22 protein-coding genes are annotated in these 21,735 nt (G+C 73.3%); 9 read left to right on the top strand and 13 right to left on the bottom strand.

The genetic code is table 11. From position 1 onward, the window contains the following. Positions 1 to 171: 171 nt before the first annotated feature. Positions 172 to 891 carry an ABC transporter ATP-binding protein gene (locus tag AB0F82_RS04965; protein ID WP_356813410.1) on the bottom strand — a complete coding sequence of 240 codons (720 nt, stop codon included), beginning with the start codon at positions 889 to 891 and terminating at the stop codon, positions 172 to 174. 238 nt (positions 892 to 1,129) lie between these two features. Between AB0F82_RS04965 and AB0F82_RS04960 the strand changes: the two genes are divergently transcribed. The 4 genes from AB0F82_RS04960 to AB0F82_RS04945 all read left to right on the top strand — a co-directional run bounded on the left by AB0F82_RS04960 (position 1,130) and on the right by AB0F82_RS04945 (position 10,114). Then, positions 1,130 to 4,420, top strand: coding sequence for an ABC transporter permease (locus tag AB0F82_RS04960; protein ID WP_362624131.1), 3,291 nt, complete (start codon positions 1,130 to 1,132; stop codon positions 4,418 to 4,420). Further along, a complete protein-coding gene (locus tag AB0F82_RS04955) occupies positions 4,417 to 7,350 on the top strand; it encodes a hypothetical protein (RefSeq protein ID WP_362624128.1) in 2,934 nt (977 codons plus the stop codon). The genes AB0F82_RS04960 and AB0F82_RS04955 overlap by 4 nt, the downstream gene beginning before the upstream one ends. Continuing rightward, a complete protein-coding gene (locus tag AB0F82_RS04950) occupies positions 7,347 to 8,303 on the top strand; it encodes an ABC transporter ATP-binding protein (RefSeq protein WP_436842035.1) in 957 nt (318 codons plus the stop codon). Before AB0F82_RS04955 ends, AB0F82_RS04950 begins: the two co-directional genes overlap by 4 nt. Before the next feature lie 389 nt (positions 8,304 to 8,692). Then, the gene (locus AB0F82_RS04945; protein ID WP_362624125.1) at positions 8,693 to 10,114 is read left to right on the top strand and encodes a virginiamycin B lyase family protein; all 1,422 of its coding nucleotides are present in this window, start codon (positions 8,693 to 8,695) and stop codon (positions 10,112 to 10,114) included. A gap of 58 nt (positions 10,115 to 10,172) precedes the next feature. On the opposite strand, the gene AB0F82_RS04940 is transcribed toward AB0F82_RS04945, so the two are convergent. Next, positions 10,173 to 10,565 carry a TOBE domain-containing protein gene (locus tag AB0F82_RS04940; protein WP_362624122.1) on the bottom strand — a complete coding sequence of 131 codons (393 nt, stop codon included), beginning with the start codon at positions 10,563 to 10,565 and terminating at the stop codon, positions 10,173 to 10,175. Between the two features lie 118 nt (positions 10,566 to 10,683). Here AB0F82_RS04940 and AB0F82_RS04935 point away from each other — a divergent pair, with 118 nt between their 5' ends. Both AB0F82_RS04935 and AB0F82_RS04930 read left to right on the top strand, forming a co-directional pair. Beyond that, on the top strand, positions 10,684 to 10,854 hold the full coding sequence (locus AB0F82_RS04935; RefSeq protein WP_362624120.1) for a hypothetical protein: 171 nt from the start codon (positions 10,684 to 10,686) through the stop codon (positions 10,852 to 10,854). 36 nt (positions 10,855 to 10,890) lie between these two features. Next, positions 10,891 to 11,154, top strand: coding sequence for a GlsB/YeaQ/YmgE family stress response membrane protein (locus AB0F82_RS04930; RefSeq protein WP_362624118.1), 264 nt, complete (start codon positions 10,891 to 10,893; stop codon positions 11,152 to 11,154). Positions 11,155 to 11,221: 67 nt separating this feature from the next. On the opposite strand, the gene AB0F82_RS04925 is transcribed toward AB0F82_RS04930, so the two are convergent. Genes AB0F82_RS04925 through AB0F82_RS04890 form a run of 8 tightly spaced genes read right to left on the bottom strand, consistent with a single transcriptional unit; the run spans position 11,222 to position 15,049 of the window. Then, positions 11,222 to 11,620 carry a gas vesicle protein K gene (locus tag AB0F82_RS04925; protein WP_356813382.1) on the bottom strand — a complete coding sequence of 133 codons (399 nt, stop codon included), beginning with the start codon at positions 11,618 to 11,620 and terminating at the stop codon, positions 11,222 to 11,224. Further along, positions 11,617 to 11,832: a gas vesicle protein gene (locus tag AB0F82_RS04920; protein WP_356813381.1), complete on the bottom strand. Its 216-nt coding sequence runs from the start codon at positions 11,830 to 11,832 to the stop codon at positions 11,617 to 11,619. Before AB0F82_RS04920 ends, AB0F82_RS04925 begins: the two co-directional genes overlap by 4 nt. Further along, positions 11,829 to 12,716 carry a GvpL/GvpF family gas vesicle protein gene (locus AB0F82_RS04915; protein ID WP_362624115.1) on the bottom strand — a complete coding sequence of 296 codons (888 nt, stop codon included), beginning with the start codon at positions 12,714 to 12,716 and terminating at the stop codon, positions 11,829 to 11,831. The genes AB0F82_RS04920 and AB0F82_RS04915 overlap by 4 nt, the downstream gene beginning before the upstream one ends. Further along, entirely contained in the window at positions 12,713 to 13,156 is a 444-nt protein-coding gene (gene gvpJ / locus AB0F82_RS04910) for a gas vesicle protein (RefSeq protein ID WP_362624112.1), read from the bottom strand. Before gvpJ ends, AB0F82_RS04915 begins: the two co-directional genes overlap by 4 nt. Before the next feature lie 18 nt (positions 13,157 to 13,174). Next, positions 13,175 to 13,426, bottom strand: coding sequence for a gas vesicle protein GvpG (locus AB0F82_RS04905; RefSeq protein WP_362624109.1), 252 nt, complete (start codon positions 13,424 to 13,426; stop codon positions 13,175 to 13,177). Between the two features lie 17 nt (positions 13,427 to 13,443). After that, on the bottom strand, positions 13,444 to 14,154 hold the full coding sequence (locus tag AB0F82_RS04900) for a GvpL/GvpF family gas vesicle protein (RefSeq protein ID WP_362624107.1): 711 nt from the start codon (positions 14,152 to 14,154) through the stop codon (positions 13,444 to 13,446). Between the two features lie 11 nt (positions 14,155 to 14,165). Further along, positions 14,166 to 14,636, bottom strand: coding sequence for a gas vesicle structural protein GvpA (locus AB0F82_RS04895; protein ID WP_362624104.1), 471 nt, complete (start codon positions 14,634 to 14,636; stop codon positions 14,166 to 14,168). A 32-nt stretch (positions 14,637 to 14,668) separates the two neighbouring features. Then, on the bottom strand, positions 14,669 to 15,049 hold the full coding sequence (locus tag AB0F82_RS04890) for a gas vesicle protein (protein WP_362624101.1): 381 nt from the start codon (positions 15,047 to 15,049) through the stop codon (positions 14,669 to 14,671). Between the two features lie 241 nt (positions 15,050 to 15,290). Between AB0F82_RS04890 and AB0F82_RS04885 the strand changes: the two genes are divergently transcribed. Next, on the top strand, positions 15,291 to 16,625 hold the full coding sequence (locus AB0F82_RS04885) for a histone protein (protein WP_362624098.1): 1,335 nt from the start codon (positions 15,291 to 15,293) through the stop codon (positions 16,623 to 16,625). A gap of 3 nt (positions 16,626 to 16,628) precedes the next feature. Continuing rightward, positions 16,629 to 17,729, top strand: a complete 1,101-nt coding sequence (locus AB0F82_RS04880) for an SRPBCC family protein (RefSeq protein ID WP_362624096.1) — start codon at positions 16,629 to 16,631, stop codon at positions 17,727 to 17,729. Between the two features lie 77 nt (positions 17,730 to 17,806). Here the strand turns inward: AB0F82_RS04880 and AB0F82_RS04875 are convergent, their stop codons facing one another. From AB0F82_RS04875 to AB0F82_RS04865, 3 genes are all read right to left on the bottom strand, one after another. Beyond that, a complete protein-coding gene (locus tag AB0F82_RS04875; protein WP_356813372.1) occupies positions 17,807 to 17,980 on the bottom strand; it encodes a CsbD family protein in 174 nt (57 codons plus the stop codon). Between the two features lie 138 nt (positions 17,981 to 18,118). Beyond that, positions 18,119 to 19,456, bottom strand: a complete 1,338-nt coding sequence (locus tag AB0F82_RS04870; protein WP_436842034.1) for a geranylgeranyl reductase family protein — start codon at positions 19,454 to 19,456, stop codon at positions 18,119 to 18,121. Positions 19,457 to 19,548: 92 nt separating this feature from the next. Continuing rightward, positions 19,549 to 20,403, bottom strand: coding sequence for a universal stress protein (locus AB0F82_RS04865; RefSeq protein ID WP_362624093.1), 855 nt, complete (start codon positions 20,401 to 20,403; stop codon positions 19,549 to 19,551). 348 nt (positions 20,404 to 20,751) lie between these two features. On the opposite strand from AB0F82_RS04865, the gene AB0F82_RS04860 reads away from it, so the two are divergent. Continuing rightward, entirely contained in the window at positions 20,752 to 21,711 is a 960-nt protein-coding gene (locus AB0F82_RS04860; protein WP_362624091.1) for an oxygenase MpaB family protein, read from the top strand. Positions 21,712 to 21,735 lie beyond the last annotated feature (24 nt).

Raw genomic sequence — 21,735 nt, 5'->3', positions numbered from 1 at the left:
CCGCCGCCGCAGGGGGGCGCGCTGCATGACCAGGCGTTCGGCGTGCTGCGCTCCGACTGGAAGTTCAGCCAGGAGCGGGGCGAGGGATTGGAACGGCCCGGCCGCTGCTTCCGGCCGGTCGCGGCGTCAAGGGCGCGGTCGCAGCGTCCAGGGCGCGGTCGGCGCGGCCGGTCACGCCTCCGCGGCGGTCGTGGCGGCCTCGACGATGCGGCCGTCGCGCAGTTCCACGACCCGGTCGGCGAGTTCGATCAGGTTGGGGTCGTGGGTGGCGACGAGGATGGTGACCGACTCGCTGCGCACCACCGCGCGCAGCAGCTCCATGATCGACCGGCCGGTCTCCGAGTCGAGCTGGCCCGTCGGCTCGTCCGCGATGATCAGGTCGGGGTCGTTGGCCAGGGCGCGGGCCACCGCCACGCGCTGCTGCTGGCCGCCGGAGAGCTCGCCGGGGCGCTGCTCGGCGTGGTCCGCGAGGCCGACCAGGGCGAGCAGCGTCCGGGCGCGCTCCTCCCGCTCCCTGGCGGGGACACGGCGCAGCCGCATCGGTACGCCGACGTTCTCGGCGGCGGTGAGGACGGGTATCAGGCCGAAGGACTGGAAGACGAAGCCGATGCGGTCGCGGCGCAGGGCGAGCAGGTCCGGCTCGTCCAAGGTCGCCAGGTCGGTGCCGTCGACGCTGATCCTGCCGCTCGTCGGGGTGTCGAGGCCGCCGACGAGGTTCAGCAGGGTGGTCTTGCCGGAGCCGGACCGGCCCTTGAGGGCGGTCAGTTCGCCCCGGCGGACCTCGAAGGAGACGCCGCGCAGGGCGTGGACGGCCTGCGCCCCGCTGCCGAAGCTGTGGCGCACGTCGTCCACGGCCACGATCGGTGTGCCGTCGGCCTGCCGCGCCACCATGGTCGTAGCGGTGGCCGTTTCCTGGTGGTCCGTCATCGCCTGTGCCCCCCGTTGGGTCGTCCGTGCGGAGCGTCCGGCTCCGTATCTCGCGGCCCGCTCACGCTGCCGCTGCAGCTTTCTGATCGCATTTGCGCATCTGTCGCACCAATCACGCAAGCCCCTTCCGTACGTGGCTCGAATCTGACAGCATCGTCCGCTATCCGGTACCCGGGGTCCGGATGGGGGAGGAACTCAACACGTGCTCGGCTTCGTCGTGCGCCGGCTGCGCGGGCGTTGGCCGCTCGCCCTCGCCGTGCTGCTCACCGTACTGATCAGCGCGACCGCTCTGACCGCCCTGACGGCATTCACCCGTGGCGTGGGCGAGGAGGGGCTACGGCGCGCCCTGACGGGTCCGGAACAGCCCCGGACCACCGTCGTGATCACCAGCGGACATCCCGCCACCGAACGCGCCAAGGACGACGAGTCCGTCCGGGCCTTCACGGACCAGGTCTTCGGGCGGCTTCCCGTAGCCGCCGAGAGCGTGGCCCGCAGCCGCTCGTACGGACTCCCCGGCGCCGCCGCCTCGGGCCAGGACGCCGACCTGACCCTGCTCGCCGCCCTCGGCCGGGACCACGTGCAGCTGATCGCCGGCCAGTGGCCCGGGCCGGTGGCCGCCGCCACCCCCGCCACCGGGACCGGCGCCGCCGCATCGGCGCCGACACAGGTCGCCGTGCCGCGCGCCGCGCTCGCCCGGCTCGGCCTCGCCGAGTCCGCACTGCCGGCCCCGGTCCGGCTCGACGACCGGTTCGGCGGACCCCGGCTGACCGTACTCGTCACCGGCGTGTACCGCGCAGCCGATCCGGACGCCGCCTACTGGCGGCTCGACCCGCTCGGCGGCCGCGAGGTCCAGTCCAGCACCCTGGCCACCTACGGTCCGCTGCTCGTGGACGACAGCGCCTTCACGACCGGCGCCCTCCTGCAGAACTACCGCCTCACCCTCCTCACCCCGGACCTGCGCACGATCCGCGCGGCCGAGGCCGAAACCCTCCGCGCCGCGACCGACCCGGCCGCGGCCGACCTCGAACACACCACCTCCCTGCGGGCGGCCACCGATCTGCCGAAGGTCCTCACCGAGCTGGACTCCGGCACGCGCGTCGCCCGCTCGACCCTGATGACGGGCGCGCTCCAGCTCATCGTCCTGTCGACCGCCGCACTGCTCCTCGTCTCCCACATCGTGACGGCCCGCCAGGAGCCGGAGCGCGTCCTGCTCACCGCGCGCGGCGCCTCACGCAGGCGCCTCGGCGCCCTGAGCGCGGCCGAGTCCCTGCTGCTGGCCCTGCCCGCCGCCGTCCTGGCGCCCCTGCTGACACCGCCCCTGCTGCGCCTTTTCAGCCGGTTCGGACCGCTCGAACGGGTCCACCTGGAGATCCCGGACACCTTGCTGGTCTGGCCCGTCGCGGCCGGCTGCGCCCTGGCCTGCGTCCTGCTGACGACCCTGCCCTCCGTCCTGCGCGGTGCCTCCGCCGCCGTGCTGCGCCGTGTGGGCGGCCGGCAGGCCGTGGTGGCCGGCGCCGCCCGCTCGGGCCTGGACCTGGCCGTGGTGGCCCTCGCCGTCCTCGGCTACCAGCAGCTGTCGCAGTACGGCGGTACCGACGCCCCGCCGCCCGCCACCGGCTCCGGCGGCGGACTCGGCGTGGACCCCGTCCTGGTCGCCGCCCCCGCCCTCGCCCTGTGCGGAGGCACACTGCTCGTCCTGCGCCTGCTGCCGTTCGCGGCGCGCGCCGGGGGACGGCTGGCCGCACGCGGCCGGAGCCTGGCCCCGGCCCTGTTCGGCTGGCAGCTCGCCCGACGCCCCGGGCGGGCCACCGGGCCGGTGCTGCTCCTCGTACTCGCCGTCTCCAGCGGGATCCTGGCCCTCGGCCAGGACTCCGCCTGGTCCGCCTCCCAGCGCGACCAGGCCGACTTCGCGACCGCCGGCGGCCTGCGGATCTCCGCGAGCAACATGACCGCGATGGGCCAGGGCGGACGCTACGGGGCGCTGCCGGGCGGCGGCCGCCTCAACCCGGTGGCCCGCCGGGAGCAGCAACTGCCCGGCGGGGCCGTCGCCGACGTCCTCGCGCTGGACGCCGTCAAAGCGGGCGACCAGGTACCGCTCCGCGCCGACCTGCGCGGCGGCCGCGACATGCGTGAACTGTTCACCCCGCTCGCCGACACCGGCGCACAGGCTCCCGGTGTCGCCCTGCCCGGCAACCCCCGCCGGATCGACCTCGACGTGACGGTACGGTCCACCGGCACGGGCTGGGCCGCCGTGAGCGTGCTGCTGCGCGACCGGTTCGGGTCGGTCCACGGCACACAGTCCGTGACCCTGCCCGCGGGCGGCGACGCCACCCTCGCCTTTCCGCTGGACACCCTGACCGGTGCCCCGGTCGGGTCGGCCGCGACGCCGCTGGCCCTGGCGGGCATACGTCTCTCCTACGCCGGGGACGGCAGCCCCCCGGGCGACGGCAGCGAGCTGGCCCTGCGCCGGATCGGCGCCTCCGACACCGTGGACGGCGCCGCGGCGGCGGTCCCCGTACCCGCCCCCACCGGCCCGGGCGGCTGGCGCCCCTCGCCCTCCGGGGAGCAGCGCATCCAGCGGGCTCCCGAAGCGTCCCCGGCCCCGGCCGGCTCCACGGACCTGACGCGGCTGCACTACTGGGGCGGGTTCGGCACCGAGCGGGGTGTCACCACCGTGCTGTTCCCGGCGCCCGCCGCTCCGGCCGCCGCCGCGGTCCCGGCGGTCGCCACGACCGGCTACCTCCGCAGCGTGGGCGCCTTGGTCGGAGACACGGTCCCGGTCCCGGTCGACGGAGCGACCGTCCCCATGCGGATCACCGCCGCCGTGGACTCCCTCCCCGTCGCCGGACGCACGGCGATCGCCGCCGACCTGCGCGCACTCGGCCGCTTCCTCGTGGAGTCCTCCGGTCGGCAGCCTCCCGCGCCCACCGAGTGGTGGCTGCCCGCCACCTCGGCCGCCGACCCGGTCCCGGCCCGCGCGGCCGCCGAACTGCGCGCGGGCGCCAGGACCGAGCGCGTCCAACTCCGCGAGGAGATCACCGACCGCCTGCTGGACGACCCGCTGAGCGCCGGCCCGCAGAGCGCGCTGGCCGCCCTCGCCGCCGCCTGCGCGGTCCTGGCCGCCATCGGCTTCGCGACCTCCACGGCCGCCGAACGAAGGGTTCGGGGACGGGAGTTCTCCGTCCTGCTCGCGCTCGGCACACCACGCCGGTCCCTGGCCCTGGCGGCCGCCGCCGAGGGCGGGGTGCTGATCGTCATCGGCACCGCCGTCGGAACCGGTCTCGGCCTCGCCCTCGTCCATCTGATGGCGCCGCTGGTCGTGTTGACCCCCTCGGCCGGCCGGCCGTTCCCGCCCGTACAGGTGGACATGTCCTCCTGGCAGATCCTGCTGACGGCCGCCGCCATCGCCGCCGTTCCCCTGCTGTCGGCCGTCTTCGGCGGCCCCCGGGGCCGCGACATCGCCGCCCGGCTGCGCCCCGTGGAGGAGATGTGACCACCCCGCCGCCGACCACCCCGCGGCCGCCGATCACCCCGTCGCCGACCACTCCGCGGCCGCCGACCACCCCTCGCCCGCCCGCCGCCCCGAAGTCCGGGCCGCGGCCCGCGCCGTGGGTGCGGACCCGGCTGCGCGCGGCTCCGCTCGGCACCCTGCTCGCCGCCGCGCTGGCGTTCGTCGCCGTCCTGCTCGCCGCCGCACTGCCGCGTGCCCAGGACCGGGGTGCCGACCAGGCCCTGCGGTCCTTCCTGGAGCACAGCGGGTCGACCCGCACCAGCCTTCAGGTGACCGCGCCGGCACCGGCGTCCGGGCAGAGTGCCCAGGCCCTGGACCGGACGCTGGAGAGCCTCCTCGCCCGTACCGGGAACACCTTCCACGTCGATGCCGACACGGTCGTCCACGGCACGCGGACCAACAAGCGGCAGCCGCTGCTGAATCCGGAACTGTCCCGCCCGCACCGCCTCCCGCCCGAGATGTCCCTGCTGTACGTCCAGCAGGCGCAGGACCACGTGAGGCTGGTGGAGGGGCGCTGGCCGAGCGACGCCCCCCGGAGCGCCGGAGCAGCCGCGTACGAACCGCCCCTCCAGGTCGTCCTGTCGCGGGAGGCCGCCGCCACCATCGGCGCCCGCGTGGGCTCCGTCCTCAAGAGCGCGCCCCTGATCGACGGCACGCCGTCCGTGGAAGTCGTGGGCCTCTTCTCCGTCCCGAACGAGACCGACGGCTTCTGGGTGAACCTGGACTGCCTCCCGCGCGCCTGCAAGAAGGCCGTCGGGGAGAGCTACCTGTGGGAGGCCGACGCCTTCATCGGGGCCGGCGACCTCGACCGGATGGACCTGTGGGGCCACGACGCCCATGACTTCTGGCGCCTGCCGGTGGAGGTCGGCCGGCTGCGGGCCGACCGGCTCGACGCCACGAAGGAGGAGATCGCCTCCTACGTGGCCGGCCCCACGGCCGCCGCCATCGCCTTCGAGACCCGCCGCGAGCGGATACGGACCACCTCGTGGCTGCCCGAACTGTTCGAGCAGGCCCACGACCGCAGACAGGCGGCAGTGCCCCTCGCGCTGATCGGGCCCGCCGGGGTCGGCGGGGTCGCCTTCGTCGTCCTCTGCCTCGCCGGCGCGCTCGCCGCGGACCGACGGGACGCCGAACTGCGGCTGCTGCTGGCCCGTGGCGGCTCCCGCTCCGCCATCGTCGGCCGGCTCCTCGGGGAAGGCGCCGTCACGGTCCTCCCGGCCGCCGCGGCCGCCACCGCGCTCGCCGTACTCCTGCTGCCCACACCACGGTCGGCCCCCGCGCTCATCTCGGCTGCGACGGTCGCGCTGCTCGCGCTGCTGGCCTTCCCCGTACGGGCGGCCGTGCTGCTGACCCCGCGCCGCCCAGCCGGGCGCCGGCGGCGGCCCGTGGCCGAGCTGCTCGTACTCGCCGTCACGGCCGCCGCCGTGCTGGAGGTCCGCCGCAGCGGGGTCGCCCCGGCCGGCAGCGACCCGGACCCGCTTCTCATCGCGTCCCCGCTGCTGCTCGCACTGTGCGGGGCACTGCTGCTGGCCCGGGTCCAGCCGGTGGTGACCGGATGGTTCGCCCGGGCGGCCGCCCGCCGGTCCGGACTGGTCGGCTTCCTCGGACTGGCCCGGGCCGCGCGCGGTTGCGGGGCCCGGGGCGCCGGCCGCTCCGGCCCCTCCGTCCTGCCGATGGCCGCCCTGCTCCTCGCCATCACCACCGGGGGGTTCGGAGCCGCCGTCCTGCAGTCCGTGGACTCCAACCGGCTCGGTGTCGCCCGGCTGACCGTCGGGGGCGACGCGGCGATCTCCGCCTTCGGCAAGGCGGAGCTCCCGGAGGGCCTCGCGAAGGCCGCGGGCGAACTGCCGGGCGTACGGACGTCCGTGCCGCTGTGGATCGACCACGACTCCGCACTCGTCGGCACCGTCCAGCGCTCCAGCCAGGTCAACCTGATCGTCGTCGAGCCGGGAGCGTACGCGGAACTGTCCCGTGTCCTCGGCTGCGGACCCTTCGACCCCGCCCTGCTCGCCACGGCCGCCGGCGAGCCCGCGGACGCCCCGGTGCCCGCGCTGTTCAGCTCCGGCCTGGCACGGCTGGGCGGCTCGGGCCCCTTCACGCTCCAGCCCGGCAACGGCGGTGAAGTGCGGGTCCGGGGCGCCGCCGTGATCGACTGCACCCCGGCTGTTCCGGCCGCCGACGCCGCGACGCTCGTCCTGCCCGCGAGCCGCGCGGCGGCCCTCATCGGCGGCGCCGACCGGCCGAACCGGTGGTTCGGCCTCGGGTCCGTCGACGGCGACCGACTGCGCGCGCTGGTCCGCTCCGCTCTCCCGGCGGCGTCCGCTTCCCCGCCGGCGCCGGCGTCGTCCCCTTCGCCCGCGGCCCCCGCACCGGCCGGAGACCAGGAGCCGGCCCCGGCTCCGGGGACGCAGCCGGCCGACGAGGTGTATCCCGTGCGCACCAGCGCCGACGCCGTCGCCGAGCTGGGCTCCGATCCGCTGCAGCGGTCCGCGGAACGCCTCTTCTGGGCCTCCGTGGCCGGAGCGGCCGGCTTCGCGCTGCTGGCCGTACTGCTGACGCTCATGCGCAGCGTCCCCGAACGCGCGGCGCTGCTGGCCCGGCTGCGCACGATGGGTCTGCGCCGCAGGCAGGGCGTCGCGCTGATCCTCGCCGAGACACTGCCGCAGACCTTGGCGGCGGCGCTGGGCGGGGCCCTGGTCGCGGCCGCCGCGGTGGTGCTGCTGGGTCCGGCGATGGACCTGTCCACCCTGGTCGGCGCGAGCGTGCCGAACGGCGTACGGCTCACCGCGGGCCCCGTACTGACCCAGGCCCTGGGCCTGGCCGCCCTGATTGCCGCGGCCGTGCTCGTCGAGGCGGCGACCTCCGGACGACGGCAGATCACCACCGAGTTGAGAGCGGGAGACCAGCGTTGAACAGCGACCAGCCGACGTACGAGGAGCTGCGCCGCCGGGCGACGGCCGCCGCGGAGCCCCGCACCCGGGCGGCGGACGCCGCGATCGCCTGCGACCGCCTCGTCCGGATCTTCAGCACGGACGGCATCGAGGTGCAGGCCCTCCAAGGGCTGGAGCTGACGGTCGAGCAGGGCGACCTGGTGGCCCTCGTGGGTGCCTCGGGCAGCGGGAAGTCCACCCTCCTGAACATCCTGGCGGGACTGGACGTCCCGACGGCGGGCAGCGCAGCGGTCGCCGGCTACGACCTGCTGGAACTGACGGCGCGGGACCGGCTGCGCTACCGGCGCGAAGCGGTCGGGTTCGTCTTCCAGCAGACGGCCCGCAACCTGCTGCCGTTCCTGACGGCCGCCCAGAACGTGGCCCTGCCCATGCAGTTGCGCGGTGGCGGCTCGCGGCGCGGCGCGGGCGCACGCCGCTCTGCCCGGGTGGCGGAGATCCTGGACGCCCTCGGGATCGGCGACCTGGCTCACCGGCACCCGGCGGAGCTGTCGGGCGGACAGCAGCAGCGGGTCGCGATCGCGGTGGCGATGGCCAACGACCCCAAGGTGCTGCTGGCCGACGAACCCACCGGCGAGCTCGACTCGGAGACGGCCGCGGCCGTCTTCGAGGCCTTCCGCACGGTCAACGAGGAACTCGGCGTGACGGTGGTCATCGTGACGCACGACCCCATGGTGGCGGGCGAGGTCCGCCGCACGGTCGCGATCCGCGACGGCCGCACCAGCAGCGAGGTCCTGCGCCGCCTGGTCACCGACGAGCACGGCGAGGAATCGATCAGCGAACGCGAGTACGTCGTCCTCGACCGCTCGGGACGCGTGCAGCTGCCTGCGAAGTTCCTGGAGGCCCTGGGCATGGAGCACCGCGTGGCGGTCGACCTGGCACCGGACCACATCGAACTCCGCCCCGACCGCGTATAGGGGATGTGCGGCAGGAGCGCTCCCATGGGTGTCAGCCCCTTGGCCCACAGCGGCCTGACACGCCGTCATCCGGCACCCCAAGGGCTGTCCCGTAATCCCCGGCGGGCGCACGACGACAGCCACGGCACCTCGCCGCGTGGTCGGAAACGCCTGATACGCCCGGTATCAGCACGGTCCTCCGCCTTGCGATGCACCGCGTCTGACGCCGCGCGCTGATCCACCGGGGATTACGGGACAGCCCTTAGGCTGCAGTGCGCGTATGCCTCCGGCGTGCCGGAGCGCGCCGCTGTCGCGACCTCACGCGCCGCCCGACAGTGCCCGGACCCGTCGGCGAGGTCTCGCCCCATGACGGGCCCGCCCCCGAACCCCGGCCGAAAGGTCTGCCGCCGATGACCCCCCGCACCCTGGGCGGGCCCCCGCCCGCCACGGCCCGACGCCGCCGCGCCCGCTGGGCCCTCCTGCTGGCCGCCGCCTGCCTCCTCGGGCCGGCCGGTACGCCCGCGACGTCGGCCGCCGCCCCGGCCCCGGTACCCGCTCCCGTCGGTGCCGAGGCCGGGGAGATCACCGAGTACCCCCTTCCCACACCCGGGAGCGCTCCGAGCGGCATCACCACGGGATCGGACGGCAACCTCTGGTTCAGCGAGAACGGCACGAGGAAGATCGGCCGGATCACCCCCGCCGGGACACTGACCGAGTTCCGGCTGCCCGGTGCCACCGGCGACGCGCTCGGAATCACCGCGGGACCCGACGGCCATCTGTGGTTCACGGACGTCAGCGGCCGCATCGGGAAGATCACCACGGCCGGCGCCGTCACCGAGTACGACCTGCCGGGCCCGGGCGGGCGCCAGCCGTTCGCCATCACGACCGGCCCGGACGGCAACCTGTGGTTCACCGAGGATCCCGGCAACCGGATCGGGAAGATCACCACCGCGGGTGTCGTCACCGAGTACGACCTGCCCCACCCGGACAGCGGCCCGGAGAGCATCGTGACCGGGCCCGACGGCAACCTGTGGTTCACCGAGATCCTCGGCAACCGGATCGGGCGGATCACCACCGGCGGAGTCGTCACCGAGTACGACCTGCCGCACCCCGACAGCGGACCGGACGTCATCACCGCCGGTCCCGACGGCGCGTTGTGGTTCACGGAGCTCTTCGGCAACCGGATCGGGAAGATCACCACCGACGGGACGGTCACCGAGTACGACGTGCCCGTCGCGGACAGCGCCCCGGACGGGATCGCCGCCGGGCCCGACGGGAACCTGTGGTTCACCGAGCAGGTCGGAAACGGCATCGGCCGGATCACGCCCGAGGGGGACTTCGCGCACTACCCCCTGCCCGGCGCGGCCGCCTTCCCGACCCGTATCACCGCCGGACCGGACGGCGGCATGTGGTTCACCGAGATCGCCGGCGACCGGGTCGGACGCATCGAGGTCGGCGCAGGCCGGCCCAGGGCCGACCTGGCGGTTCGTCTGAGCGCGCCGGCCACCGTACGGGAGGGGGAGCAGTACACCTACACCGTGACGGTGACCAACGACGGGCCGTTCAGTGCGGCGGACGCTGTGGTCACCCTGAACCTGCCGCGCGGCGCGCAGGTCACGGGCGCGGCTCCCGCCGCCGACGGCGGCGGCTCCGACCGGGTGAGCCGGCGGATCGAGGCTCTGGGGGCCGGACAGCTGCGGGTCTTCCACGTCACGGTGCGGGTCGCCCAGCGGCCCGTCGTCATCGCCACCGCCGGGGTCCACTCCCGTACGCCGGACCGGAAGCGGAACAACAACACCGACAGGGCCGTGACCCGGGTGGCGCGCCGCTGACCGCCTGGCAACCGGACCGTGAGCACACTGACCTCCCGACCCCGCTGCGGCCGGGAGGTCAGTCGACGTCGATGTGGACGCTGGTGGACTTGACGCGGGCCACGGCCCGCACGCCGACGGCGAGTCCGAGCTCCTCGACCGCCTCGCGCGTCAGCAGGGAGACCACCCGGTGGGGCCCCGCCTGGATCTCGACCTGGGCGGCGACCTCGCCGAGCGTCACCGCGGTCACGATCCCGGGCAGCGCGTTCCGGGCGGACGTCGTGGTCTCGCCGTCGTCCTCGGCGGGCTCCCGGGCGAGTTCCACGCAAAAGGCGGCCAGGTCCTCGCCCTCCACCATTCGCCTCGTGCCGTCCCGCCGGGTCGGGAAGCGCCCGGCATCGGCCCAGCGGCGGGCGGTGTCGGTGCTGACACGGAGGAGGTGGGCGGCCTCGCCGATGGTGTAGAGCTGCACCCCGCAACTCTATGCCGCCGCCGCCCGGGCGGCGGCCCGGCCTGAATACCACGCTAATTTGTTTTGGAGTCAAATGCAGGGATATATGCGTAATGGCTGGACTGTGAAGGGGAGCGACATGGGCGTGGGTGAGAAGGCGAAAGCCGAGATGGAACAGGTCACTGGTAAGGCTGTGCGAAAAGCAGCTCATGCAATGGGCAAGGAAACCCTGGCCGCCAAGGGGGCGGCTCTGGAAGCCCGGGGCAAGGCGCGGCGTGTCAAGGAGAAGGGAAAGGACGCAGTGCGCTGATCGGCATGTGGAAGGTTCTGAAAGCGAGAAGGAAGCATGGGCGTACTTGCTTGGATCCTGCTCGGTCTGCTCGCGGGCATCTTCGCGAAGATGCTGATGCCCGGTAAGGACCCGGGCGGCATCATCATCACCATACTGATCGGCATCGCGGGTGCTCTGCTCGGCGGATGGCTGGGCAAGGTGATCTTCGGCGTGGACTCCGTCGACGGCTTCTTCGAGCTTTCGACCTGGATCGCCGCCATCGTCGGCTCCCTCGTCCTCCTGATCATCTTCCGATTGTTCCGTCGCGCGGCGCGATAGCCGAACATCGAGGAACGAAGCGGCTTTCCCTCCCCTGCGAGGGCGAAGCCGCTTTCCTCGTTCAGGCTCAGGGCGGAAGGAGGGGCCCCAGCGGCCCCAGGTCGAGATTGAGGTCCTCCAACGCGTAACCGTGCTCCGCGCACAGCTCGGTCATGCGGTCGTGGAGGGCGAGGAGCGTGGCACCCAGTTCCTCCTCCTGCTCGTCGGTGAGATCGCCCGCGTCGACGCGGCGCAGGGCCTGGCGTTCGATGAGTTGGCGCAGGAGCTCCACGAGCGTGAGGACGAGTTTCAGGAGGTCCTCGCCGACGGTGTCGGGGTCGGTGTGCAGGCGGCGAGCCGGCCGTGGCGGGTCGCTTCCGGGCGCGGTGGGGGGTGCTTGGAGGAGGCGGAAGGCGTTCGCCATCGTGTCGCCGACGGCGCTGAGGTCCGGTGCGGGGGGCCGCCTGGCGGGGCCGTCACCGTTCACGGCCGTTCGCCGCCGGTGTGGGAAGGCGGGTCGGGGCCACCGGCCACCGAGGTGATGAGGGCGCGCAGCGAGATCCGTACCAGGTCGATGTCCGCGATGGACAGGACGACGTCCCCGGTGATCACGACGCCGCCGGCCAGGAGCCGGTCGAGGAGGTCGACGAGGGCGACCTGCCGGCCAGGCAGGGATGCGTCACGCGGGGTGATCGTCATGTCGGTCCACCGGGGGTGTGGAGGGCGGTGTCGGCGCCGGTGCCCGTGGTCGGTGGGGCCGGCATGGCGAACGAGTAGGGGGCCCAGGGGCCGGTGACGTCGACACGTACGCCGGGCAGGTCCTCACCCGCCTGCTGAACGGCCCTGCGGAAGGCTTCGACCTGGTCGTCGGGAACGAGGTACGCGTCGTTGAGGACGTTCTCGCCGTCCTCGCCGGCTCCGCCGCGGGTCAGGGGGCCCGACTGGGTCGGGTGCCGCACCGCGTGGGTCGCGTGCGCGGCCGCGGCGGCGGCGATGCGTTCCGCCGCCCGTGCTGCCTGCTCGTAGCGGTCCTCACGGGCGTGGTGCTGCCTCTTGCGGGCCTGGAGGTACGCCTTGCCGGGACTGCTGGGGGCGGGCGTGGCGGCCGCGGTCGCCGAGTCGGGCTCGCCGGCGCCGCCGACGCCGCCCGCGTCGGGGCGTACGTAGACCTTTACGCCGTACTCGGCCTGGTGGGCCAGGAGGGCCAGGCGGTCGGCGAAAGCGGGCCGCTGCTCGCGCAGCGCCGCCAGCGCCCGCTCCTGGTCCTGGTAGAGCGTCGCCATCCGCAGGGGCAGGACGGTGGCCCGGTCGCTGAGGGCCTGGATGACATGGTGGTGGGCCCGGGCGGTGCTCTCCAGCCAGTCGAGGTCCTCGAAGTGCGCCCGGAGCACCTCTTCGCGCCAATCGGCGTGGGGGACCTGGCTGGTGACGAACGCGGGCGCCGCCGGACCGGCGTGGCCGGGGGGCGGCAGGAGGGACAGCGCGGCATCGGCCACACCCCGCAAGGAGGCCACGATGCGGTCGAGTTCCGGCGTGGGTACGGCGACGGCGTACACGTAGGTGAGGGTCGGCTCCTGGTTCATGGGGCGGGCCTGTTCCTCGTCGGGGCCCTGCGCGCCGGGCGGTCCTCTTCCCCCGCGAGGTCGCCCTCCGCGCTCTCCGGGGCGGGCTCTGCGGGACCCAGGCGTTCGCGCCGCAGTGCCTCCACCTCGGCCCGCAGGCGGCGGTTCTCCTCCGCCAGCGGGTCGCCGCTGTGGCGGGAGGAGAGGGACGGGTCGTACTCCCACCAGTCGATGCCCATCTCCTTGGCCTTGTCCACCGAGGCGATCAGTATCCGCAGCTTGATGGTCAGCAACTCGATGTCGAGGAGGTTGATGCGGATGTCGCCGGCAATGACGATGCCCTTGTCCAGGACGCGTTCGAGGATGTCGGCCAGGCTGGCGGAAGAAGAGCTGGGGGGATAGGACATCGGCGTCGCGCGGGACGGCAAGGGGCCCAGCCGGTTGGCGAGCGGGTCAGTCACGGTCCCCGACCTCCCAGGTCACGGCAGACCCTGCTGCCGGTATCTCGTGATCTCGTCGAGCCGGTCGAGGAGTTCGTCCTCCATGACCTCGAAGGTGTCGGGGTCGATCTCACCCCGCTGGAGCCGGCCCTCGAGGTCGGCGAGCGCCGCCCAGACGGGGGCGGGATCGTAGTACTCCTCGGTCGCCTTGTCGGCGACGCGCTGTGCCACCCACACCACGGCGCGCATGGGCGCCAGCGGTGAGGTCAGCAGTCCGGTCAGCAGCCCCATGGCTCCTCCTGAGCGCCCTAGACGAAGCTGTACGGCGGCAGCGGTCCGCCGAAGCGGAAGTCGACACCTTCGACCTGCTCGGCGAGGCCGGCCTCGGCGTCGAGGAACTCGTCCTTCTGGTCGCTGTGGACCAGGAGCGAGAGGTTGAGCACGTCGCCGTCGACGGGGGCGCGGACGGCATGCTCGCGCGCGAATCCGACCAGGGCCTGGACGAGGCCGGCGGCGAGCGTCTCCTGCCGGCCGCGCACCTCCGTGGCGACGAGTTCTCCCAGCTGGAGGGGGAGTCGGGGGTCGGTGTCGCCTCCCCGGATCCGGTCGTTGAGCTTCCGCGCTTCCGGGAACTCGTCGAGGATCTCGCGCAGGAGTGCCTCCTCGTCCTGCGACGCCTTGATGTTGTACTCGGCGCAGCCTTGGACCCGCTCCAAGGATTCGAGGTAGGACGCCGTGCGTTGCAGGAGGGCCTCCCGGACCGTCTGCTCGTCGGGGGCGATGTACCCGAACTGCAGGGGCAGGACCGCGCCGTCCGCCATCAGGCTCGTCTGGACCTCCTGGTGGGCGGTCAGGTCGCGGCGCTTGGGACGGATCTCCTCGTCCACGTCACTGACGACCGCGGACAGCTGTTCCGTGGTGACGGCGCGGAGCGCCCCGGGCTGCGCCCCTACGCCGGTCAGCCCGTCCAGACGGCAAGGGTGCTCGGCCCCGATGATCGCATACACGTACACAGCCATCGCGCGCTCCCTCACTCCTTCTCACGGCGGACCGGGCGGCGTGCGGGCCGGCGGCGCCGCGGGGCCTCTTCCTCCTCGGGCTCCTCCTCCTCCCGCTCGTCCTCTGTCCCGGACTTGCCGGACTTGCCGGTCAGGGACTGCGTCACGGCGTCCACCGCCCCGCTGAGCGCGCCCTTGGACTTGCCCTGCGCGCCGCTCTCGACCATGCCGCCGACGACGTCCGTCAGCTGCGCGGGCGCCTTGCGGCCCGCTTCGAGGTCGAGCCGGTTGCAGGCCTCGGCGAAGCGCAGGTAGGTGTCGACGCTGGCCACGACGATCCTCGCGTCGATCTTCAGGATCTCGATCCCGACCAGGGAGACACGGACGAAGACGTCGATGACCAGCCCGCGGTCAAGGATCAGTTCCAGGACGTCGTAGAGGCTGCTGGTGCCGCCGCCCCCGCCTCTGCTGACGCTGCTTCCACCTTGCGGCATCACTGTCATGGCCGCTTCCCTTCACCGGTGGCCGGTGACCCTCACGCCGGCCGGTCGATCATTCCCCTGCTGTACCGCCGTGTCCTCTCGTAGGAGATGAGCTCCCCTTCTTCGTCCATCGTGACCTTGTAGCTGGCCAGGACGCTGGTCGTGTCGGGGATGCGTTCCAGCTCCACGACCTCGACCTGGGCCTCCCAGCCGTCCTCCGTGGGCTTCAGGGCCGACACCGACTCGGGCGGACGCCCGAGCAGCTCCGAAAGCTGCCGGGCCGCCAGGCGCATTGCGGCGGCCGCCCCCGGAGTGCCACGGCGCGCGACCGGCTTGCGGGGCGGGGCGTTGCGGCCGGGCCTGCTCGTCTCTGCGCCGTCGTCACCGCCGTCCGACGGAGAGCGCCGGCGGCGCGCGGGCTCTGCTGGGGCCATGGCCCACTCCCCTCGCGAACTGCCCCTAGGGCTGCCCGCTGGCATGAAGATCAAACGCCTGAGATCAGAACAAAAACCAGATTTTCACATCATACGAGGCATATCTGGCATCAGCGGGGCAGCCACTTAGTAACCGAGCGATCAGCGCGTCCCGTCACCCCGGCGTGCATCCGCGGCAGCGGGAGCACGTGGAGTGCAAAGGCGGTGGCCACCGGGCGCACGTGGTGAAGGGAAAGGGCTCATGGACGACACGACCAAGATCGCCCTGGGGGCCGCCATTGTCGGTGGCTATGTGCTGGGGCGGGCTAAAAAGGGTCGCATGGCCCTCAGCCTGGCGACGTTCGTCGCCGGCCGCCGCCTCGGCCTGGACCCCCGGGAGCTTGCGACACAAGGCCTGAAGAAGCTGAGTGAGATGCCTCAGGTCTCCGAGCTCGGCGAGCAGATCCGGGGCGAGGCGCTGGACGCCGGCCGCAAGGCGCTGACGGCCGCTGCCAACCGTCAGCTGTCCCAGCTCGCCGACTCGCTCCACCAGCGGACGCTCGCCGTCGGCCGCCGTGACGAGGAAGACGCGGACGAGGAAGACGCGGACGAGGAGGAGTACGAGGACGAGGACGAGGGTGGGGAGCAGGACGCGGCCTACGAGGAGGAGCCCTACCAGGGGTCCGAAGGCGACGAGGAAGAGCAGGAACCGGAGGACGAGGAGTACGAGTACGAGGACGAGCAGGACGAGGAAGAGCCTGGGGAAGAGGTCGAGGAGGAGCCCGAGGAGGAGCCCGCCCCCCGTCGGCGGTCGGCCCGCCGCCGCTCGGCGTCCGCCCGGAAGCCGGAGGCGCCGGAGGACGAGGAGGAGGCTGAGCAGGAGCCCGAGGAGGAGGCTGAGCAGGAGCCCGAGGAGGAGCCCGAGGAGGAGCCTGAGGAGGAGCCTGAGGAGGAGCCTGAGGAGGAGGCCGAGGAGGAGGCCGAGGAGGAGCCCGAGGAGGAGCCCGAGGAGGAGCCCGAGGAGGAGCCCGAGGAGGAGCCCGAGGAGGAGCCCGAGGAAGAGCCCGAGGAAGAGGAAGGGGAGGACGAGGAAGAGCCCGCGGCACGCCGACGTCCGGCCCGCCGTCGCCCCACCTCCGGCCGTACGACCAAGGCGGAACAGCGCAGCGCACCCGCGGGTAGGAGCGCACCCGGGAAGGCCGCTCCGGCGAAGAAGTCAGCTCCCGCCAAGAAGGCGGCTCCGGCGAAGAAGTCGGCTCCCGCAAAGAAGTCAGCTCCGGCGAAGAAGTCAGCTCCGGCCAAGAAGTCGGCTCCGGCGAAGAAGGCCGCCCCCGCCAAGAAGGCCGCTCCGGCGAAGAAGTCCGCTCCGGCGAAGAAGGCGACCACCAAGAAGTCGGCGAGCGGACGCTCAGCGCCCAAGGCACCGGCCAAGAAGGCGGCGGCGAAGACGTCAGCGAGCAGACCCGCCGCGAAGAAGGCCCCCGCCAAGAAGAGCGCGGCGAAGAAGCCCCCCGGCCGCCAGGCCGCGTCCAAGAGTGCCGCCAAGACCACCGCGGCCAAGAAAACGGCCCGCCGCAAGCCGACGGCGCGGAGGTGAACCATGGCAACCACACAGCAGGGCTCCAAGAACGGCTCCAAGGACGGGCAGTCCGGTTTCGACAAGCTGCTCGGTGAACTCGGCAACTACGTCTCCGCCCAGGCCGAAGGCCTGGCGGACAAGGCCGTGGACAAGGTGGGAGACCTTACCGACCGCCTCTCCGACGTCGCGGAGAACGGAGGCTCCCTCGCCGGCATCGGAGGCAGACTCCTCCAAGGGGACTCACCGGCGAAAGCCGTGCTCGGGCAGACGTTCAGCGGGCTGAAGGACAAGATCAGCGACACGGCCGGCAGCCTCTTCGGAGGCAAGGGCAAGGGCAAGGGGCGCAAGGGCGGCACCAAGGCGATGCACATCATGGAAACCTTGGATGTGGGACTGCCGTTGCGCACCGTCTACGACCACTGGACCCAGTACGAGAACTTCAGCGGTTTCACGAAGGGTGTGCGCAGCGTCTCGAAGAACGACGACACGACCTCGGACTGGAAGGTCAAGGTCGGGCCCTCCACACGCAGCTGGAAGGCCACGGTCCAGGAACAAGTGCCGGACGACAGGATCGTCTGGTCCTCGGAGGGCGCCAAAGGAACCACGCGCGGCTGCGTGAGTTTCCATGAGCTGGCCCCGTCGCTCACCCGGATCGTCCTCGTCGTCGAGTACTACCCCGCCGGCTTCTTCGAGAAGACGGGAAACATCTGGCGTGCCCAGGGCCGGCGCATGCGGCTCGACCTGAAGAACTTCAACCGCTTCGTCAGCCTCTCCAACGATGAGCCGGAGGGCTGGCGCGGAGAGATCCGGGACGGCGAGGTCGTCGTCACGCACGAAGAGGCCCTGGAAGAGGAAGAGGCGGCGGCCGAGGAGCCGGAAGAGGGCGAAGAGGACGAAGAGGGCGCCGCCGAGGAGGACGCCTACCCCGAGGGCGAGGAGGAAGCCGACCAGGAAGCCGACGAGGACGAGGGCGAATACGCGGACGAGGAGGAGTACGAGGGCGAAGAGGACGAAGAGGGGGACGAGCCCGACGACGGCGGCGAGGAATACGAGGACGAGGACGAGGCCGAGGAAGAGGACGAGGAGGAAGAAGCGCCGCCCCGGCGGTCTCGCCGGCGCTGAAGGGCGCGGGCGGGCGCGACGGACACGCGCAGAGGCCGGCGGCTCGGCCGCCGGCCTCTGCGCGTCCGTCATGGTCGTCAGTGCTTGAGAGCGTCCTTCGCCTTCTGAGCGGCCTGCTTCGCATCACCTGCGGCCTGCTCGGCACGGCCCTTCGTCTCCAGGCTCTCGTTGCCGACGGCCTTGCCGGTGACCTCCTTCGCCTTTCCCTTGACGGACTTGCCGACGTTCTTGGCCTTCTTGCCTGCGGCCATCCTCGACACCTCCAAAACCTGCACGAAAAGCACGGGTGAGTCGTACCCCGCCACCCAGCGGGTGCCCGTTCCGACGGCGCGTACACCCGTTTCGGCTTGATGCGCCGAAGCCGAACGGTCCGAGGCCCGGCGGCGGCGTCATCGCCGCGGAGTCGGCACGAGGCGCAGGAGCGTGTGCAGGACGGCGTCGACGGTGTCGCGGCCCGGTTCGGCGCTCACGTCGGTGAGCAGGCGGGCCAGGGTGCGCACGAGCACGGGCGAGGCCATGACGCGAGGGTGGAGGAGCGCCCGGAAACCGTAGCGGGAGAAGACGAGATCACTGGCGAGGTTGCCCAGCCGGTAGTAGCGCCCCCAGCGGCGCCGGATCTCCACGGGGTACTGCTCCAGCGCGTGCTCGCGCCTCGGCCCGGGCGGCCTGGCCAGGGCCAGGGCGATGGTCTCCGCCGCGACCTCCGAGGCTTCCATGGCCTGGCCGATGCCCTCACCGCTCCACGGACTGACCATGCCCGCGCTGTCGCCGACCAGCAGCAGACCCCGCCGGTACTGAGGCCGGCGGTTCAATCCCATCGGCAGGGGCGCGCTGCGCAGGGGCGAGTCGGCGCTGTCCTCCCGCACGCCCCAGCCCGGCGGGAGGCGGGGGAGCCAGTGCTCCATGGCGGCTCGAAGGTCCACGGGCCGGCTGCGCCGCTGCGGCAGGCCGCCGAGGCCGATGTTGACGCGCCCGTCACCGAGAGGGAACACCCAGCCGTACCCGGGGAGGTCCAGCCCCGTGTGCGGACAGCGCAGATCCGCCCAGAGTTCGAGGTAGGGGTCGTGGGTACGGGCCTCGCTGCGGTAGTAGCGGCGGGCCGCCGCGGCGACCGGGCGGCCCGCGTCGCGAGCCAGGCCGAGGGCCACCGCGATCCGTGCGGAGGCGCCGTCGGCGGCGACGACCAGTGGCGCCCGGTAGCTGACCGGTTGCTTGTCCGGACCGTGCGTGGCGGTCACCCCGGTGATGCGCCCGGAGCGGTCGGTCAGGGGGGCCGTCACCTTCACCTGGGTCCGCAGGCGGGCTCCGGCGGCCCGGGCGTGAGCGGCGAGGAGACCGTCGAAGTCGTGGCGGCTGCGGGTCAGCCCGAAATCGGGGAGGCTGCCCAGACGCGGCCAGTCCAGCTCCACCTGATTGCCCTCGCACACCCACCGCATGCCCTTGTTGCGCATCCAGCCGGGAGCGTTGACGTCGATGCCGAGCCGTACGAGCTGGTGAACGGCCCGCGGTGTCAGGCCGTCGCCGCAGACCTTCTCCCGCGGGAAGCCGCTCTTCTCCAGCAGCAGCACGTCCAGGCCCGCTCGGGCCAGGTTCACCGCCGCGGCGGAACCGGCCGGTCCGGCGCCCACCACGATGACTTGCGCCTCTTCGTCCCCTCCGCCCCCCGGCTCCGGGGAACGGGTGCCAGGGGTGCTGCCGCCGCCTGCGTCGTCGTGTTCGGTGGTCACCCCACCACTATGCCGCTCGCCCCCCGTCCCGGGCCGTGCGGCGGCCCACGGCGCGGGGCGTGTCGCACGGCGCGCCCGTGGGGCGGGCGTCCTCAGGCCAGGGGGACCACGGCGACCGGGGCCGTGCTGTGGTTGATCACGGCATGCGTGACATGGCCGAGGTGCGGCCCCAGCGGCAGCCGCCTCCGACGCCGGCCGATGGCCAGGAGCCCCGCTCCCCGCGCCGCCTGCGAGAGTCCGGCCACGGGAGAGCCGAAGACGGCCTCGGGGATCACGCGTACACCCGGATACCTCCGCCGCCACGGTCGCAGCAGCTCGGTCATGCGCTCCACCGCGCGCCGCCCCCGCTCGTCGTCGCCGGGGTCCGCCGTACCCGAGGACACGGAGGCCGCGGACGGACCCCAGCAGTGCAGGACGCGCAGCCCACCGCCCCTGCGATCGGCCTCGGCGAAGACGAAGCCGAGCAGTGCCTCGCCGCGGTCCGACAGCCCGAGGCCGGCGACGACCGCCGTGCGCGCGGCGGTGTCCGCGCAGTCCGCCCGCACCAGCACCACCGGTCGCCCGGCCGTCCCGGCGACGGCCTGCGACACCGAGCCGAGCAGGAAGCCGGCGATCTCACCGAGTGCACGCGATCCGACGACCATCAGGTCTGCCTCGTCCGCCGCCCCGCGCAGCGTCTCGGCGACGCGCCCCAGGTAGCAACGGGTGGCCACCCGCAGCTGCGGCCGGCCCCGGCGTGCCCGGTCCGCAGCGTCGCGCAACACGGCTCGTGAACGCGAGGCCGCGGCGAAGGCGACCTGCCCGTGGACCCGCTGCGTCCGCATCGGCTCCTCCACGTGCAGCAGGCACAACGGGACGTGGCGCAGCGCCGCCTCGTGCGCGGCCCACTCCACTGCCGCGAGACTCTCGGGTGAGCCGTCCACGCCCACGAGTACCTGTGCCGTCATGGCGGCCTCGTCACACGGCCGTGAGGCCGGGCAGCACGGCGCACCATGCGCCGGAGTGCCTTGCGCGCTCCCCACATCGCGAGGCGCAGACTCCACACCGCCAGCCGCCTGCCGATCCGGATGAGGACGGCTCGGGGCAGCCAACGGGCGAGCGCTCGCCGACGACGCCACTTGCGTCCGCGCCGCCGAGGGATGAGCTTCACGCCAGGCACCTGCCCGTTCCGCGGCGACGGACACCCGTGCGGGCACCGGTCCGAACCGTCCCTGCGGATCGCCCACGGCCGCCCGCCCCCAGCCTCCCGCTCGGTAGGCTGGAACCACCGGGCGCCTGCGACGGGGAGGTACGGGATGGGGAACACCGCGACCGGACCCGGGCCCCGGCCCGGAAGCGAACCCGAGCACGGACCCGAGCCCGCGGCGGGGACGGGATCCGGCGCCGACCCGGGGCTCTACGGCCCCGCGTCCGTCACCTGGCAGTGCCACGGCGACCCGATGATGTGGATCGCCGGGGTCCGCGCCCTCTACCTCCAGGCCCTCCACCCGCGCGCCGTCCGCGGGGTCACGGAGAACTCCGACTTCCGCCGCGACGCCTGGGGCCGACTGATGCGCACCGCCGACTTCGTCGGCACCCTCACCTACGGCACCACCGAGGCCGCCGAGCGCGCCGGCAGCCGCGTCCGCGCCATCCATCGCAGGCTGTCCGCCACAGATCCGGCCACCGGCCGCACCTTCCCCGTCGACGACCCCGGGCTGCTGCTGTGGATCCACTGCGCGCAGATCGACAGCTTCCTGCACGTCCTGCGCCGGTCCGGCATCACGCTCACCCCCGCCCAGGCCGACCGCTACGTCGACGAGAACCGCGTCAACGCACGCCTCGTCGGCCTCGATCCGGCCGGCGTCCCCGCCGACACCGCCCAGCTCGCCGCCTACTTCGACGAGGTCCGCCCCGAACTCGCCGCCGGCCCCGACGCCCTCGCCGTGGACGACTTCCTGCGCGGCCCGCCCGTCCATCCCCTTCTGGTGCCTGGCCGAAACCTGCTGTGGCGCCCGCTCGCCGGCCTCGCGTACGGCTCCCTCCCCGACTGGGCGCACCAGCTGTACGGGCGGCCCGCTCCCGCCCCGCGCAGCGTCACCCGGCGCCTGCGCCTCACGGGACGCGTGCTGCGCAGCATTCCCGCAGGTCTGCGCTGGAAGCTGCCCCCAGGTCACATCTTGAAAGCGATGCGCCGCATGGGCCCCGCGAGCCGCCCCTCCCCGTACACACTGCGTACATCAGCGGCCATACTGGACCGGCCGGGGAGGGCGTAGCGCGACGACGGGGGCGACTTCAAG

Source organism: Streptomyces virginiae (assembly GCF_040638905.1).
Taxonomy (GTDB): Bacteria; Actinomycetota; Actinomycetes; order Streptomycetales; family Streptomycetaceae; genus Streptomyces; species Streptomyces virginiae_B.
Note: the sequence above shows the minus strand (reverse complement) of the source record. Positions and strands in the feature narration are given on the sequence as shown.

Bases quoted from the DNA above. Each gene is read 5' to 3' on its own strand.
- AB0F82_RS04965 (WP_356813410.1), bottom strand. From the start codon at position 891: ATGGTGGCGCGGCAGGCCGACGGCACACCGATCGTGGCCGTGGACGAC.
- AB0F82_RS04945 (WP_362624125.1), top strand. From the start codon at position 8,693: ATGACCCCCCGCACCCTGGGCGGGCCCCCGCCCGCCACGGCCCGACGC.
- AB0F82_RS04935 (WP_362624120.1), top strand. From the start codon at position 10,684: ATGGGCGTGGGTGAGAAGGCGAAAGCCGAGATGGAACAGGTCACTGGT.
- AB0F82_RS04930 (WP_362624118.1), top strand. From the start codon at position 10,891: ATGGGCGTACTTGCTTGGATCCTGCTCGGTCTGCTCGCGGGCATCTTC.
- AB0F82_RS04920 (WP_356813381.1), bottom strand. From the start codon at position 11,832: ATGACGATCACCCCGCGTGACGCATCCCTGCCTGGCCGGCAGGTCGCC.
- AB0F82_RS04915 (WP_362624115.1), bottom strand. From the start codon at position 12,716: ATGAACCAGGAGCCGACCCTCACCTACGTGTACGCCGTCGCCGTACCC.
- AB0F82_RS04905 (WP_362624109.1), bottom strand. From the start codon at position 13,426: ATGGGGCTGCTGACCGGACTGCTGACCTCACCGCTGGCGCCCATGCGC.
- AB0F82_RS04900 (WP_362624107.1), bottom strand. From the start codon at position 14,154: ATGGCTGTGTACGTGTATGCGATCATCGGGGCCGAGCACCCTTGCCGT.
- AB0F82_RS04895 (WP_362624104.1), bottom strand. From the start codon at position 14,636: ATGACAGTGATGCCGCAAGGTGGAAGCAGCGTCAGCAGAGGCGGGGGC.
- AB0F82_RS04890 (WP_362624101.1), bottom strand. From the start codon at position 15,049: ATGGCCCCAGCAGAGCCCGCGCGCCGCCGGCGCTCTCCGTCGGACGGC.
- AB0F82_RS04885 (WP_362624098.1), top strand. From the start codon at position 15,291: ATGGACGACACGACCAAGATCGCCCTGGGGGCCGCCATTGTCGGTGGC.
- AB0F82_RS04880 (WP_362624096.1), top strand. From the start codon at position 16,629: ATGGCAACCACACAGCAGGGCTCCAAGAACGGCTCCAAGGACGGGCAG.
- AB0F82_RS04875 (WP_356813372.1), bottom strand. From the start codon at position 17,980: ATGGCCGCAGGCAAGAAGGCCAAGAACGTCGGCAAGTCCGTCAAGGGA.
- AB0F82_RS04865 (WP_362624093.1), bottom strand. From the start codon at position 20,403: ATGACGGCACAGGTACTCGTGGGCGTGGACGGCTCACCCGAGAGTCTC.
- AB0F82_RS04860 (WP_362624091.1), top strand. From the start codon at position 20,752: ATGGGGAACACCGCGACCGGACCCGGGCCCCGGCCCGGAAGCGAACCC.